Genomic DNA, 14,101 nt, shown 5'->3' with positions numbered 1-14,101 from the left:
CCCCTGACGTCTTGCGTCCGTTATCCTTAACGACAACTCAAATCAGATGAACACGAGCTGGACGAAGCGCATCGACCATGCCGGAGACGACCGCGAGGATCGGGCCGTGGACGTCGTCTCGACGCTGCCGGCCTTCGTGCTGGCGGTGCTGCTGATCTCGGCCTCGCCGGGGCCGGCGATGGCGCTGATCGTCCGCCGCGCGGCGCTGCGCGGACTGCCCGCCGCCGTCCCCACGGTGCTGGGCCTGGAGCTGGGGCTGTACGTGTGGGCGCTGGTCGCGGGCGCGGGGTTCGCCGCCCTCGTCGCGGCCTCGGAGGTGGCCTACCTGGTGCTGCGGGTGGTCGGTGCCGTGGTGCTGCTCGTGCTCGGCGTGCGGGCCTGGCGCGCCGCGTGGCGCGACACGGGGGAGGAGATCGCGGTGCCGGTCCGGCCGACGGCGCGCGGCTGGTGGAGGGGCTTCGGCGAGGGCCTGCTCGTGCAGCTGGCGAACCCCAAGGCCGCCGTCTTCATGATCGCCTTCTACCCGCAGTTCGTGCCGGCCGAGGGCCCGGTGTTCGCGACGACCGCGCTGCTCGGTCTCCTGCAGATCATGCTGGAGACGGGGCTCTACCTGGCCCTGGCCGCCGGCGTCGCCAGGGCGGGCGACTGGTTCCGCCGGCCGCGGATCCGCCGTCGGCTGGAGGCCGTCAGCGGCACGGTGCTCGTGGCCCTCGGCGTCCGGGTGGCCGTCTCCACTCGCTGAGCGGGGTCAGCCGGTCGTCGTGGTCAGGTCGACGGCGTTCCTGCACGGGCGCGACCCGCTGAGCCCACGGCATGTCGGTTGCCGGGGCCGGCGCCCGGCCACCGAGGAACTCGACCCGCGCCGGGACGGCGTCCACATCGACGACCTCGATGCTCAGCAGCACGCGGCCCCGGGGGGCGGACTCGACCGATCCGTCAGCCACGATGCCGAGCTTGGAGTCGCCCAGCTGCAGGCCGAGGTAGGACGCCGGTCAGGCCGTGTAGAAGCGGGCCAGGCGCTCGAGGTCGTGGGTGACCATCATCGGGGTGACGCTGTTGGGCACGGGCTCCTCGGCGTGGGCTCGCGGGGGAGACCGACCGCCGCCGGTGGACTCATCGCTCGACGGGTCGGCGGCGCAGCCCCTCGCCGAGGAGCACGAACGCCAGGACGGCGGCGACGAGGAACAGCGACGGGAAGACCAGCAGGTGCGGCGCCAGGGTGACCCGTTCCTGCGCCTGCTGGAGCTGGATGCCCCACGACTCGACCGGGCGCTGCAGCCCCACCCCGGCGTAGGTCAGGATCGCCTCGCTCGAGATCAGCACGCCCGCGTAGCCGCTGGCGAAGACGACCAGCGGCCGCACGGCGTGCGGGAGGACGTGCCGCCGCACCACCCGCAGCGGCCCGGCACCCAGAGCACGGGCAGCAGTGACGAAATCCAGCTCCCTGGTCTGCTGGGTGCTGGTCCGCACGAGCCGCACCATCGGTGGCCAGCTGAACAGGGTCAGGACGACGATCACCTGCAGCAGGCCGCGCTCGCGGGTGGCGCTCAGCAGCACGAGGCCGCCGAGGACGATCGGGATGCCCGACCAGACATCGGTGATCCGCGAGACCACGGTGTCGAGCAGGCCGCCCGCGTAGCCGGCGACGGTCCCGAGGACGACGGCCAGCAGCCCGGCCCCGAGGACGACGGCGACCGCCAGCAGCAGGGACGCCCGCGCGCCGTGGACGGTCCGCGCGAGGTAGTCGCAGCCGAACAGGTCGAAACCGAACGGGTGCGCCCAGCTCGGCGGTCCGACCGAGCGGGAGAGGTCGCAGTCCCTCGGGTCGGCGTCGGTGAAGAGCCCGGGCGCGACGGCCATGGCGGCGAGGAGGGCCAGCAGTCCGCCGCCGAGGACCAGGAGCACGGTGGACGGCCGCCGTCGGGACCTGGGGGAGAGGGCACGGGCCGGCGGCACCCGGGGAGTGTGCCGGACCCACTGGTCCGCGTCGACGCACCCCCACGCACGGTGGCTGACACCATGTGCCGGTGATCGACTTCGTCGCCCGCCGCGCCGTGCAGATGGTGCTGAGCCTGTGGGCGGCGCTGACGCTGGTCTTCGTCACGATCACCGTGCTGCCCGGTGACCCGGTGCGTGGGCTGTTCCCGGACCGGCCGCCGCCCCCGGAGCTGTACGCCGCGCTGACGGCCCAATACCACCTCGACGAGCCGCTGCCGACCCAGTACGTGCTGTGGCTGGGCGACGTCCTCACCGGCGACCTCGGACGCGGCTTCCCGGTCGACGCGCGTGGCGACCCGGGCGGTGGCCCCCTGGTGATGGATCTGGTGGCGGCCACGCTCCCGGTGAGTGCGGTCATCCTGGTCGGGGCCCTGCTCGTCCAGACGCTCGTGGGCGTGGTCGCCGGGGTGCTGAGCGTGGGCCGGCCGCGCGCGGGCGCCGGGGTCTACGCCACCGCGCTGCTGCTGGTCGGGACCCCGGTCATCGTGGCCGCCGCGGCGCTGCGGCTGGTGGTCGGCTGGCAGTGGGAGTGGCTGCCGATGACCGGCGCGTCGGGGGAGCCGGACACGTACGTCCTCCCGGTGCTCGCCCTCGCGGCGCTGTCGACCGGTTACGTCGCGCTGATCACCCGTGCCGAGCTCGTCGAGACGCTGCGGGCGCCGTACGTGCAGGCGGCCCGCGGTCGCGGGCTCCGCGACCGGCGGGTGGTGGCGGTGCACGCGCTGCGGCCGTCGCTGACCTCGGTGGTCACCTTCCTCGCGGCCAACGTGGGGCAGTTGGTCGTCGGGCTCACGGTGGTGGAGGGCATCTTCGGCATGCCCGGGCTGGGCGGGGCGCTCATCGGCGCGATCGCCGACCGCGACCGGGCTCTGCTGCTCGGGCTCGTGGCGGTCGTGATGGCGGTGGTCATCGTCGCCAACGCGGTCGCCGACGTCCTCGTGGCCGCGCTGGACCCGCGGATCCGCCTCACCGCGGCCCGGTGAGGCTCTGCGGCGGACTTGTCGACAGCCGGGGAGGGCTGCCTCCCCGTTAGTTGACATAATGTTCATTATCGGCGGTGAGTTCGGGAAGAGTTCAGAGGGGGTCCCGGGCCTCGCGCGACGAGCATGCCGGTGCTTCGACGAGTCGCCGTGCCAGCGGCTCACCGAGGTGGCGACTCGGCATCGGCCGACCGACCCGACGGACGTCGACGCCGATGTCCGTCCGTGCATCGGCAGCTGCGGACGTCAGTCGCCGACGCGCGTCACGGTCGGCGAGCGCCTGACGCTCGGCCTCGTGACGCCGGTGACCTCGCCATCCCGGGCCCCGCGCGCCGGACGGCTCTCCTCCGGACCGGCCCGCCCCACCGTGCGCATCGGGCGGTTGGGACGGCCAGGTCGACCTCGCGCCATGAGACCTCCTCGCGCTCCCGCCACTTCCCCGACCGAGCCTCACCTCGATGTTTCGTCACCGTGACGTTATGACGGATAGGTGGGGGCCGCCGGGCCCTCGGAGCGTCAGCTCGCGCCAACAGCCGCCGGACCCGCATCCCACGTCCTCGTGCGCGACCACCACGCCGGCGAGCAGAGCGACGTCCGTGGACGGGGGCACCGCGCCCTCGGCGATCGCCAGCCACTGCGTCCACAGCACGGGGACTGCGAGGAGGACCGTTCGGGCCACCCAGGGCTTGCCGGACACTCCCGGGCGCCTCCTCCCCGGGCGGTCCGGCCACCTGTGACCCACCTCCCCTTCCGTCACTGTGACGCTGAGCCGGAAAGGAGGTGACTCGACGGGCGCGCGCCACGGGTGCTGCCTAGGGTCGGAGACATGCAACTCCGACGCCCGATCGCCGCACTCGTGACCGCCTTGGCGCTCTTCGGAGGCGGGGCGACGATGACCGCCTGTCAGGCAGCCGGGCAGGACCAGAACGACGGCAGCACCGACGAGAACGTGCCGCCGAACGTCGAGACCGACGACGAGTCGGATCCGTCGCAGGACAACGTGCCCGACCTGTCCGACCCCGAGGGCGGTGTCGAGCAGGGCAACAGCAACGACGACGCCGACGACGGCTGACCCGCCGGGCCGGTGCGGTCAGCCGGCGGCGCGCTCGGAAACCCAGAGCCTGTCGAGCCGCCCGGTCGACCGCACCAGGTCCTGCAGGGAGCGCTCGAGCTCGGCCTTGGTGTGCCGCTCGCCCAGCAGGGTCTGCACGTCCTCGATCGCACAGCGCAGCTGGTACAGCCGGTCCTGCAGCCCGTCGAGCTCCGCGCGGGTGACCAGCACGACGTCACCGGACAGGCCGGCCTTGGCCGTCGCGGACCGCTGTTCGTAGGCCCGCTGCCGGCAGGCCTGACCGCAGTACTGGCGCGGCCGCCCGACCGACCCCTGCTGGGGCAGCACCCGGCGGCACCAGCCGCAGCGCCGCTCGCCGCCACTCCCCTCCCGGGGGCTGGGCAGCCCGGTCCCGGTCGTCGCCTCCTCGTGGATCGTCCGGATCGTGTCTCGCTCTCCCACGCTGCGCACCGTAGACGCAGGCACCGACAGGAACCGCAGAACACGCCCGACCGCCGGCACGGGCAGTCGACCCACCGGGCGGGACGGACGCGTCCCCCTCGCCGGACGGACGGGTCCCGCCCGCCGGGCCGGCCGAGGTCGCGGACGGCGCGTCGACCAGCAGCGTTAGCGTGTCGCCGTGGGTCCGGTCCGGTACGCGTTCCTCGACGCGCCGACCCCCATCGCGATGGCCCACCGGGGCGGGGCGATCGAGCACCTGGAGAACACCATGCCGGCCTTCGAGGCGTGCGTGGCGATGGGCTACCGGTACCTGGAGACCGACGTCCGGGTGAGCGCCGACGGGGTGCCGGTCGTCTTCCACGACCCCGCCCTCGACCGGGTCACCGACCACAGCGGGCGGGTCGACCGGCTGACCTGGGCCGAGATCTCCGGCGCGCGGATCGGGGGGCGGGAGCCGGTCCTGCGGCTCGAGGAGCTGCTCGGCGCCTGGCCCGACGTGCGGTTCAACCTCGACATCAAGGCACCGGGCGTGGTCGGCCCGCTGGCCCGGACGGTCCGCCGGCTGGGCGCCGAGGGCCGCATCTGCCTGGGCTCGTTCTCCGACGCCCGGGTCGCCGCGGCCCGCCGGGTGTTCGGGCCGGGGGTGTGCACCTCGCTGGGCCCGCGCGGGGTGGCGGCGCTGCGGCTGTCCTCCTACTCCCCCCGTGCCGCCGGGCTGGTGGGCATCCCCGCCGGCTGCGCGCAGGTGCCGCTGCAGCTGGGCGGCCGGGCGCTGGTCGACGAGCGGTTCGTCGCCGCGGCGCACGCCCGGGGTCTGCAGGTGCACGTCTGGACGGTCAACACCCGGGCCGAGACGGAGGCGATGCTCGACCTCGGGGTGGACGGCGTCATGACCGACCGGCCCGCGATGCTGCGGGACATCCTGATCGCGCGTGGGCAGTGGGTGCCGCGGTGAGCGGGATGGTCCGTTCGTGGCGGCCGCGCACGCCGCCCCGGCCCGGCGACCCCGCGGCGCTCGTGCGCCCGGACGACCCGGAGTGACTCGCGGGAGCTGGCCGTCGCCGCCGCGCTCACCCGCGGGCTGGCGCCGCTGCGCGCCGGCGAGCCCGCCTCCCGGTCGGCGCACGTCGACCCGACCCGCCCGACGACGGCGACCGCGGCCTTCCCTGGCGGCGTCGTCCCCGGCGACATCCCGGCATGACCTGCCCCTGCTGGACGCCCCCCATCGCGGCTGACACCCTGCCGCCGTGACGACCGCCGCCACGACCGGGCCGACCAGTCCCCCCGCCGACCGCGCGCTGCGCCGCGAGCGGTTCGGCTGGTACTCCTACGACTGGGCGATGTCGGTGTTCAACACCAGCATCACCACCGTCTTCCTGGGGCCGTACCTGACGTCGGTCGCGGAGGAGGCGGCCGGGCCCGACGGCCGGCTGGGCTTCCTCGGGCTGTCCATCCCGCCGGGCAGCTGGTTCTCCTACGTGCTGTCGGCGTCGGTGCTGCTGCAGGTCCTCGTCCTGCCGCTGACCGGCGCCGTCGCCGACCGGACGGGGCGCAAGCGGGAGATGCTGGCCGGGTTCGCTGCGCTCGGCGCGCTGGCCACCACCGGGCTGTACTTCGTCGCCGACGGCCGCTACCTGCTCGGCGCGGCGCTGTTCGTCGTCGCCAACATCAGCTTCGGCGCGGCGACCGTCGTCTACTACTCGTGGCTCCCGGACCTGGCCGGGCCGGACGAGCGGGACGCCGTCTCCAGCCGCGGCTGGGCGTTCGGCTACGTCGGCGGGGCGCTGCTGCTCGCCGTCCACCTGGGGCTGGTGCTCGGGGCGCCGTCCCTGGGGCTGACCACCGGCGAGGCGGTGCGGATCTGCCTGGCCACGGCGGGCCTGTGGTGGGGCGCGTTCACCGTCTTCACCGTCTCCCGGCTGCGCAACCGGCCGGTGCGGGACACACCGGACCGGCCGCGCAGCGGCTTCCGCCAGCTGGCGACGACGATGCGCGAGATGCGGGCCTTCCCGCTGACGCTGTGGTTCCTCGGCGCGTACCTGCTGTTCAACGACGGCGTGCAGACCGTCATCTCGCTGTCGGCCACCTACGCCACGGAGGAGCTGGGCCTGGAGCAGTCGGTGCTGACCGGCGCGATCCTCATGGTCCAGGTGGTGGCCATCGCCGGCGCGCTGGGCCTGGGGCGGCTGGCCGGCCGCTACGGAGCCAAGCGGGTCGTCCTGGGCGCGCTGATCGCCTGGATCGGCGTCCTGCTGGCCGCCTTCTCCCTCCAGGCGGGGGCGGTCGGGCAGTTCTACGCGCTGGCCGCCGTCATCGGGCTGGTGCAGGGCGGCACCCAGGCGCTGTCCCGGTCACTGTTCAGCCAGCTCATCCCGGCGGGCAAGGAGGCCGAGTACTACGGCTTCTACGAGATCAGCGACCGCGGCACCAGCTGGCTCGGCCCGCTGGCGTTCGGGCTGACCTACCAGCTGACCGGGTCCTACCGGCTGGCCATCGTCAGCCTCGTGGTCTTCTTCGTGGCCGGCTTCGTCGCGCTGGCCGCGCTGCCCATCCGCCGCGCGGTGGTCGCGGCGGGCAACACCCCCCCGGAGCGTCTGTGACCGAGCCGGCGAGGTCACCGATGAGCGGAGCACCCGGTGGCGCAGGGGCGACGAGCGCCAGCGAGGAGGTCTGGTGACCCCCCTGACCGACCCGGACGGCGCCCCGCTGCTGTCCGCCGTCCCCGCCGCCGGCGACCGCCGCCGCCACCCGGCACCGGCGCACCTGCGGTTCTTCCACGGGCCGATGGACTGCGGCAAGTCCACGCTGGCCCTGCAGGTCGACCACAACCAGAGCCGGCAGGGACGCCGGGGCCTGCTGCTGACCCAGGGCGACCGGTCGGCGCAGCCGCAGATCAGCTCCCGGGTGGGGCTGTGCCGCGAGGCGCTCGAGGTGGCGGCCGGCACCGACCTGCGGTTGCTGGTGCGCGACCACTGGGCCGCCGGGCACCGGGTGGACTACCTGATCGTCGACGAGGCGCAGTTCCTCACCTCGGGGCAGGTCGACCAGCTCGCCGAGCTCGTCGACGAGTCCCACGTCGACGTGTACGCGTTCGGGCTGACCACCGACTTCCGCGCGCGGCTGTTCCCCGGCACCCAGCGGCTGCTCGAGGTCGCCGACGACGTGCAGCGCATCCAGGTCGAGGTGCTCTGCTGGTGCGGCCTGCCGGGGCTGCTCAACGCCCGGGTGGTGGACGGCGAGATGGTGCGCGAGGGCGAGACCGTCGTCGTCGCCGACACCGCGCCCACGCCCGCGCCCGACGCGCGGGACGCCGAGGTGCACTACCAGGTGCTCTGCCGGCGCCACCACGTGCTGGGCCAGCTGGGGCCGACCGCGGCCGGCCCGGGACAGCTGGCGCTGCGCTGACCCGGGCCCAACCGGCGGCTGAGGACCGGGAAGCGCTCGTCGTCCACCGGACCGCCCCACAGCGCCGGGTCGGTCAGGGGGACGACGTCGGCCTCCTGCCGGACGGTGCCCCAGCAGCCGGGCGACCTCCGCCGCGGCCAGTCCCCCGCCGGTGGACCACCGCCCCTCGACCAGGAGCAGTCGCCCGCCCGGCGCCAGCAGCCCGGTCCAGCGCGCCAGCGCCGCGGCGGGGTCGGGCAGCGCCCACAGCACGTGCCGGCAGAGCACGACGTCGACCGACCCGGGCGGCACCGCCGGGACGGCGGCGTCGTCCACCCGGAACTCGACCGCCACGCCGGCGGCTGCGGCCTTGGCCCGTGCGCGCGCCACCATCGCCGGCGCGAAGTCGACCCCGACGACGTCGTGCCCGTCCTCGGCCAGCAGGACGGCGAGGCTGCCCGTGCCGCAGCCGACGTCGAGCACCCGCGCCGGCGCGGCCGGCAGCAGCGGGACCAGGAGCGCCCGCCACGCTCCGCGGACCGCCGGGTCGGTCAGCCCCTGGTCCGGCTCGGCGTCGAACCGCTCGGCCTCGGCGTCCCACTCCCCCGGTGTCGTCACGGCCGCCAGGGTGCCCGGTGACAATCTGCATGTCCCCCGGAGGGGGTGGTCGACACCCCCATTACCACCCCATGCGATGATGTGGCACCGATTCCGCGGAATCTCTCCGCGAACTCTGTCGTTGGTCCATGTGATCCCGCCGTGCAGTGGGTAGATCCCTGCTGCGACGGTGAGTCCGGACCGACACCACCAGCACGAGAGGACGGTGTGCCATGGGCGAGCGTTCCCTGCGGGGCAGCCGACTGGGCAGCGTGAGCTACGAGACCGAGCGGAACACCGCACCGATCGAGCGGCAGTACGCGGAGTACCGGTGCCCGTCGGGTCACCTGTTCACCGTGCCCTTCGCGGACGACGCGGAGCTCCCCGACACCTGGGAGTGCAAGTTCGACGGGGCGGCCGCCAAGCTGGTCGGTGGCACCGAGCCCGCGCCGAAGAAGGTCAAGCCACCGCGGACCCACTGGGACATGCTCCTGGAGCGCCGCTCGGTGGAGGACCTGGAGGAGGTCCTGGCCGAGCGCCTCGAGGTGCTCCGCGGCCGGCGGACCCGCGCCAGCTGACAAAGGACCCGCACGACAGCGGACGGCCCCGGTGGGATCCCCACCGGGGCCGTTCCACGTCCAGGGCCGGGAGCCCGTCACCCGACCGGCCCCAGCCGCCCGGCGCGCGACCGGGACGCGCGGGCCCGGTCAGGGGCGGTCGTCGCGGACCGGCTCGTCCCGCACGACCTCGCCCTCGATGACCAGCGGCCGCCCGTAGTGCGACGCGTGCGCGCCGGAGCCGGACGGCCCGCCCAGGGGCCCCTCCGCGCGGGCACTGCGCACCCGCACCGGCCCGCGCAGCTGCACCGGCAGCCGGGAGGCCACCACGCGGCCCAGCAGCCCGCGCACGAGGAAGCGCGTCGGCGGCAGCAGGCACAGCAGCCCGACGACGTCCCCCAGGAAGCCGGGCAGCACCACCAGCAGGCCGCCGACGGCGATCAGCCCGGCGTCGCCCAGGGCCCGTCCCGGCGCCCGGCGCTCGCGGGCGCGCTCCCGCAGCTCGGTCAGCGCCCTCGCGCCCTGCCTTGCCAGCAGCACCCACCCCAGGGCGGTGGTGGCCAGCGTGGCCAGCACCGTCCAGCCCACGCCGATCCACGACGCGACCAGGACGAGGACGACGACCTCGGCCAGCGCCCACAGCCCGACCAGCACGCGCACGCGGTGTCCCACGGTTCTCCCTCTGCCCGCACGCGGCGGCGGTCCGGGTCCGCCTACCGGACCCCGGTCGACCGCCTGCCATCGCGAGCTCGTCCGGGTACGGGACGGCGGGCCCGGACCGGCAGCCGGTCCTGCAGGCCCCACCAGGTGACCCGTACCAACGCCTCCTGAACGATCGAGCGGCTCATCTTGCTCCGCCCGAAGGTGCGCTCGGTGAAGGTGATCGGCACCTCGACCACCCGGGCGCCGGCGCGGACCGCCCGCCACGCCCAGTCGACCTGGAAGCAGTAGCCCTGGCTGGCCACGTCGTCGAAGGGCAGCCGGTCGACCAGCTCGCCGCGCACCGCCCGGAAGCCGCCGGTGGCGTCGGCCAGCGGCAGCCGCAGCGACCAGCGGGTCCACAGGTTGCCCCCGCGGGAGAGCAGCAGCCGGTGCAGTGGCCAGTCCTCCACCCGGCCGCCGGGCACGTAGCGCGACCCGAGCACCAGGTCGGCGTCGTCCAGCGCGGCCAACAGCCCCGGCAGCTGCTCTGGGTGGTGCGAGCCGTCGGCGTCCATCTCGACGAGCACGTCGTAGCCGCGGTCCCGGCCCCAGCGGAAGCCGGCCACGTAGGCCGGGCCCAGGCCGGACTTGGTGGTCCGCCGCAGCACGTGCACCCGCGGGTCGAGGGCCGCCAGCTTCTCGGCCAGCTCCCCCGTGCCGTCCGGCGAGCCGTCGTCCACCACGAGGGCATGCGCCTCGGGGAGGCTGGCGTGCAACCGCTCGAGGATCGGCTCGAGGTTCTCCACCTCGTCGTAGGTCGGGACGACGACCAGCACCCGGCCCCGGCTCACGCCGCTCCCCCGCGGGTCCGGCGACGGCGCAGCGCGGGCACGGCCACCGCCAGCAGCGCGCCGGCGCCCAGGGCACTCAGCAGCCACTCCGGCCCGGCACCGAGCCGCTCGGCGAGCGTGCGGGAGTCGCGCTGCGCGATCTCCTCGACGAACACGGCCGGCTCGAACAGCCCCGACGCCGCGGCCACCGAGCCGTCCGGGGCGATGACCGCCGAGATGCCGCTGGTGGAGGCCAGGGCCACCGACCGGCCGAACTCCACCGCCCGCACCTGCGCCGCGGCGACCTGCTGCTCGCTCTCGGCGCTGTAGCCGAAGGTGGCGTTGTTGGTCTGGACGACGAGCATCCCCGCACCCGCGCGGACGGCGTCGAGCACCAGGCCGTCGTAGACCACCTCGAAGCAGATGACGTCGGCGACCCGCGCCCCGCCCAGCTCCAGCACGCCCACTTCGTCCCCCGCGGCGAAGTCGCGGCGCACCAGGTCGACCTTGTCGCTGAACAGGCGGAAGAAGTCGCGGGCCGGGATGTACTCGCCGAACGGCACCGGGTGCCGCTTGACGTAGGTGTCGCCGGGCCCGCTCCCGGGCTCCCAGACGATCGCGGTGTTGCTGACGAACTCCCCGGGCCCGCTGACGACGGCGCCCACCAGGATCGGTGCGCCGATCGCGTCGGCGGCCCGGCTGATCTCCCGGGCGGCGTCGTCGTTGCGGTACGGGTCGATGTCGGAGCTGTTCTCCGGCCAGACGACGAGGTCGGGCTGCGGCTGCTCCCCCGCCGCCACGGCCTCTGCGAGGCCGATCGTCTGCTGCACGTGGTTGTCCAGCACCGCGCGGCGCCGCTCGTTGAACGCCAGGCCCGGCTGCGGGACGTCGCCCTGCACGACCGCGACCGTGCGGGTCGGCCCGCCCGCGGTCAGCGAGGAGCCGGGCAGCGGCAGCCAGGCCAGCCCACCCAGGGCCGGCACCGCCAGCGCGCCGACCGCGGTGAGCGCCGCGGCCCGCCGTCCGCCCCGGCGCAGGGCCAGCACGGCGGCGGCCAGCAGGGTGCCGGTGAGCGCGAGGGCGAACCCGACCATCGGCACCCCGCCGTAGGCGGCGAACGCCAGGAACGGGCCCTCCGTCTGGCTCAGCCCGAGCCGGCCCCACGGGAACCCGCCGAACGGGAACCGGCCGCGCAGCGCCTCCTGGCCCACCCACAGGGCCGCCGCCCACAGCGGCCACAGCGGCAGCCGCGACGTGGCGGCCGTCGCCGCGCCGAGCAGGGCGAGGAAGACCGCCTGCGAGCCGGCGAGGGCCAGCCACGGCAGCGCGCCGACGAAGATGCCGCTCCACGACAGCAGCGGCACGAAGAACGTCAGGCCGGCCACCAGGCCCAGCCAGGCGCCCGAGCGCGCCCGCTGCCCGTGGACCGCCAGCGCCAGGACGGCCGGGCCCAGTGGCGCCAGCAGCGGCAGCGAGGCGCCGGGGAAGGCGAGCAGCAGCAGGACCCCGGCGACGACCGCGAGCAGCGTGCGCCATGCCACCTGCCCACCCACCCGGCGCCACCGGGACGCGCGCGCGGCAGCCGGCCCCGGCGGCCCGGCGGGCCGCTCCACGGTGCCGGTCGGCGTCGCTGACGGCACCCGCGCCTCCCGTGCACCGTGCGGCCGGGAGCCCCGGTCGCTGGCCTGCCCCGAGCCGGTCGGACGGGGTCGCGCCCACCGGCGTGGGCGCCGGCGGTCCGCGACCCAGCATCCCATCCCGACACGGACCCGCCGATGCCCGCGTCCGGGGTCCTCCGTCCGTGTCGGCCCTGGGGCGCGCCGGCGGCGGTCCGCGGCCCGGACGGCGCACCCGGGGCCGTCCGGCCGGTCACTGGCGGCGAGCGGCGGGTCGTCGTCCGGGCGTGCGGGGCCGGGCGGACCTCCGTCGGGAGCCCCCGAGGTCCAACTACAGCCACTGTAAGGACCGGGGCGCGGTAGTCCGCCGACTGCGCGGGCGGTGGAACGGACCGGGACCCGTTGGTGACCTACCCGGCGGAGCCCCCGACCGGGACGCCGGCCACCAGCAGCTGGCGGCAGGCCGGCCGAGCCCGCCCGGCGAGCACCCCCGACAGCGTCTCCGTCGTCGCCCACAGCGCCAGGTCGGCGGGCGCGCCCACCGCCAGCGGCCCCTGCGGGTGCTCCGCGCGGACCGCGTGCCAGCCGCCGTGCGTGGCCGCGTCGAACGCGTCGAAGGGCCGCAGCCCCGACCCCGGCGTGCGGTGGTCGACCGCCGCGTGCACCCCGCCCCACGGGTCCAGCGGGGTCACCGGGGCGTCGCTGCCCAGGGCGAGCGCCACCCCGGCGTCCGCGAGGTCGGCGAACGGGTTGGTGCCCCGGGCCCGGTCCACCCCCAGGCGCTCGGCGTACATGCCGGCGTCCCCACCCCAGGCCGCGTCGAAGGCCGGCTGCACGCTGGCGACCAGCCCCCAGTCGCGCAGCCGCCCCACCGCCGCCGGGGACACCATCTCGACGTGCTCGAGGCGGTGCCGGCAGGCCCGGACCGCCGCCGGTCCCAGCTCGTCGACCACCGCGCCGACCGCGTCGAGGACCTGGTCGACGGCGGCGTCCCCGATGACGTGGAAGCCGGCCTGCACGCCCGCGCGGGTGCAGGCGCGGAGGTGGTCGACCAGGGACGCCGTCTCGAAGCGCAGGTGCCCGGCGGTCCCGGGTCGGTCGCTGTAGGGCCGGTGCAGCGCGGCGGTGTGCGAGCCCAGGGCGCCGTCGCAGAACAGGTCGCCCCCGGCGCCGGCCAGGCCCAGCTCGCGCACCAGGTCCAGACCGCCCCGTTCGGCGAGCTCCCCCCAGTAGCCCACCACGCGGGGGCCGGGTTCGGCGGCGGCGATCGCCAGCAGCCCGGCCAGGTCCTCGGCGCCGGAGACCTCGGGGCCGGCCATCTCGTGCAGGCTGCCGACGCCCAGGGCCGCCGCGGCCGCGCGGGTGGCGCGCTGCGCGGCACCGCGCTGGCCGCGGTCCACCGCGCCGTAGGCCGCCCGCCGGGCCGCGTGGTGGGCGTCCAGGCGCAGCTGCCCGTCCGGGGAGAAGCCGGGCAGGTCGGCGATCCCCGGGACCCGGTCCAGCAGCGCGGTGGAGACGGTGGCGGAGTGCACGTCGACCCGGGCCAGGTAGGCCGGCCGGTCGCCGACGACGGCGTCGACGTCCGCCCGGGTCGGCGCACGCCCCTCCGGCCAGCCCGTCTCGTCCCAGCCGGTGCCGAGCAGGACACCGGCGGCCGCGACCGCGGCGTACGCCCGCAGCGACGCGACGGCCTCGGCGAGGCTCGAGCTCGAGTGGAGGTCGAGACCGGTGAGCGCCAGACCGGTCGCCGTCGCGTGCACGTGGGCGTCGACGAACGCCGGGGTGAGCAGCGCCCCCTCCCCCGCGACCGTCCGGGCGCCGGCCGGCGCGTCGGCCGCGCCTCCCAGCCAGACGATCCGGCCGTCCTCCACCAGCACCGCCCGGCCGGCGCGGTCGCCGACCGTCACGTCGGTGACCAGCAGGCGTTCGGTCACGTCCCGTCCCTTCGTCGCGGGGGGCGCCGGCCGCGCCCGGGGAAGGACAC

Annotated in this window: 13 protein-coding genes and 1 pseudogene; 7 read left to right on the top strand and 7 right to left on the bottom strand. The window is 75.8% G+C overall.

Annotated elements, in window-relative coordinates; translation table 11 throughout:
• Positions 1 to 106 precede the first annotated feature (106 nt).
• The gene (locus BLW63_RS16815) at positions 107 to 742 is read left to right on the top strand and encodes a LysE family translocator (protein WP_091158843.1); all 636 of its coding nucleotides are present in this window, start codon (positions 107 to 109) and stop codon (positions 740 to 742) included.
• A 371-nt stretch (positions 743 to 1,113) separates the two neighbouring features.
• On the opposite strand, the gene BLW63_RS16805 is transcribed toward BLW63_RS16815, so the two are convergent.
• Positions 1,114 to 1,956 (bottom strand): ABC transporter permease, encoded by an 843-nt coding sequence (locus tag BLW63_RS16805; RefSeq protein ID WP_139263615.1) that lies wholly within the window; start codon positions 1,954 to 1,956, stop codon positions 1,114 to 1,116.
• A 71-nt stretch (positions 1,957 to 2,027) separates the two neighbouring features.
• On the opposite strand from BLW63_RS16805, the gene BLW63_RS16800 reads away from it, so the two are divergent.
• Both BLW63_RS16800 and BLW63_RS16790 read left to right on the top strand, forming a co-directional pair.
• Positions 2,028 to 2,981, top strand: coding sequence for an ABC transporter permease (locus BLW63_RS16800; RefSeq protein ID WP_139263613.1), 954 nt, complete (start codon positions 2,028 to 2,030; stop codon positions 2,979 to 2,981).
• A gap of 823 nt (positions 2,982 to 3,804) precedes the next feature.
• On the top strand, positions 3,805 to 4,050 hold the full coding sequence (locus BLW63_RS16790) for a hypothetical protein (RefSeq protein ID WP_091158703.1): 246 nt from the start codon (positions 3,805 to 3,807) through the stop codon (positions 4,048 to 4,050).
• Between the two features lie 18 nt (positions 4,051 to 4,068).
• On the opposite strand, the gene BLW63_RS16785 is transcribed toward BLW63_RS16790, so the two are convergent.
• On the bottom strand, positions 4,069 to 4,491 hold the full coding sequence (locus tag BLW63_RS16785) for a hypothetical protein (RefSeq protein ID WP_244522633.1): 423 nt from the start codon (positions 4,489 to 4,491) through the stop codon (positions 4,069 to 4,071).
• A 178-nt stretch (positions 4,492 to 4,669) separates the two neighbouring features.
• Here BLW63_RS16785 and BLW63_RS16780 point away from each other — a divergent pair, with 178 nt between their 5' ends.
• The 3 genes from BLW63_RS16780 (at position 4,670) to BLW63_RS16770 (ending at position 7,896) form a co-directional block, all read left to right on the top strand.
• Positions 4,670 to 5,446 carry a glycerophosphodiester phosphodiesterase family protein gene (locus BLW63_RS16780; protein ID WP_091158701.1) on the top strand — a complete coding sequence of 259 codons (777 nt, stop codon included), beginning with the start codon at positions 4,670 to 4,672 and terminating at the stop codon, positions 5,444 to 5,446.
• Positions 5,447 to 5,738: 292 nt separating this feature from the next.
• Positions 5,739 to 7,091 (top strand): MFS transporter, encoded by a 1,353-nt coding sequence (locus BLW63_RS16775; RefSeq protein ID WP_091158699.1) that lies wholly within the window; start codon positions 5,739 to 5,741, stop codon positions 7,089 to 7,091.
• 73 nt (positions 7,092 to 7,164) lie between these two features.
• On the top strand, positions 7,165 to 7,896 hold the full coding sequence (locus tag BLW63_RS16770) for a thymidine kinase (RefSeq protein WP_091158696.1): 732 nt from the start codon (positions 7,165 to 7,167) through the stop codon (positions 7,894 to 7,896).
• A gap of 174 nt (positions 7,897 to 8,070) precedes the next feature.
• Here BLW63_RS16770 and BLW63_RS28980 read toward each other — a convergent pair.
• A pseudogene (locus BLW63_RS28980) lies at positions 8,071 to 8,493 on the bottom strand (class I SAM-dependent methyltransferase); the annotation flags it as partial.
• Between the two features lie 212 nt (positions 8,494 to 8,705).
• Here BLW63_RS28980 and BLW63_RS16760 point away from each other — a divergent pair.
• Positions 8,706 to 9,050: an RNA polymerase-binding protein RbpA gene (locus BLW63_RS16760; RefSeq protein WP_012948772.1), complete on the top strand. Its 345-nt coding sequence runs from the start codon at positions 8,706 to 8,708 to the stop codon at positions 9,048 to 9,050.
• Positions 9,051 to 9,179: 129 nt separating this feature from the next.
• Here BLW63_RS16760 and BLW63_RS16755 read toward each other — a convergent pair whose 3' ends face one another.
• From BLW63_RS16755 to BLW63_RS16740, 4 genes are all read right to left on the bottom strand, one after another.
• Positions 9,180 to 9,689 carry an FxsA family protein gene (locus BLW63_RS16755; RefSeq protein ID WP_244522632.1) on the bottom strand — a complete coding sequence of 170 codons (510 nt, stop codon included), beginning with the start codon at positions 9,687 to 9,689 and terminating at the stop codon, positions 9,180 to 9,182.
• Positions 9,690 to 9,742: 53 nt separating this feature from the next.
• Positions 9,743 to 10,522 carry a polyprenol monophosphomannose synthase gene (locus BLW63_RS16750; RefSeq protein ID WP_091158692.1) on the bottom strand — a complete coding sequence of 260 codons (780 nt, stop codon included), beginning with the start codon at positions 10,520 to 10,522 and terminating at the stop codon, positions 9,743 to 9,745.
• Positions 10,519 to 12,141 carry an apolipoprotein N-acyltransferase gene (gene lnt / locus BLW63_RS16745; protein ID WP_091158689.1) on the bottom strand — a complete coding sequence of 541 codons (1,623 nt, stop codon included), beginning with the start codon at positions 12,139 to 12,141 and terminating at the stop codon, positions 10,519 to 10,521. Before lnt ends, BLW63_RS16750 begins: the two co-directional genes overlap by 4 nt.
• Positions 12,142 to 12,527: 386 nt before the next feature.
• On the bottom strand, positions 12,528 to 14,051 hold the full coding sequence (locus BLW63_RS16740) for an amidohydrolase (RefSeq protein ID WP_091158686.1): 1,524 nt from the start codon (positions 14,049 to 14,051) through the stop codon (positions 12,528 to 12,530).
• Positions 14,052 to 14,101 lie beyond the last annotated feature (50 nt).

Source organism: Geodermatophilus africanus (assembly GCF_900107105.1).
In the GTDB taxonomy this organism is placed as follows: Bacteria; Actinomycetota; Actinomycetes; order Mycobacteriales; family Geodermatophilaceae; genus Geodermatophilus; species Geodermatophilus africanus.
The sequence above is the reverse complement of the archived record's forward strand: the minus strand, read 5'-3'. Positions and strand labels throughout refer to the sequence as shown.

Excerpts from the sequence above, each read along its gene's own strand:
- BLW63_RS16760 (WP_012948772.1), top strand. The coding sequence starts at position 8,706 with ATGGGCGAGCGTTCCCTGCGGGGCAGCCGACTGGGCAGCGTGAGCTAC.
- BLW63_RS16790 (WP_091158703.1), top strand. The coding sequence starts at position 3,805 with ATGCAACTCCGACGCCCGATCGCCGCACTCGTGACCGCCTTGGCGCTC.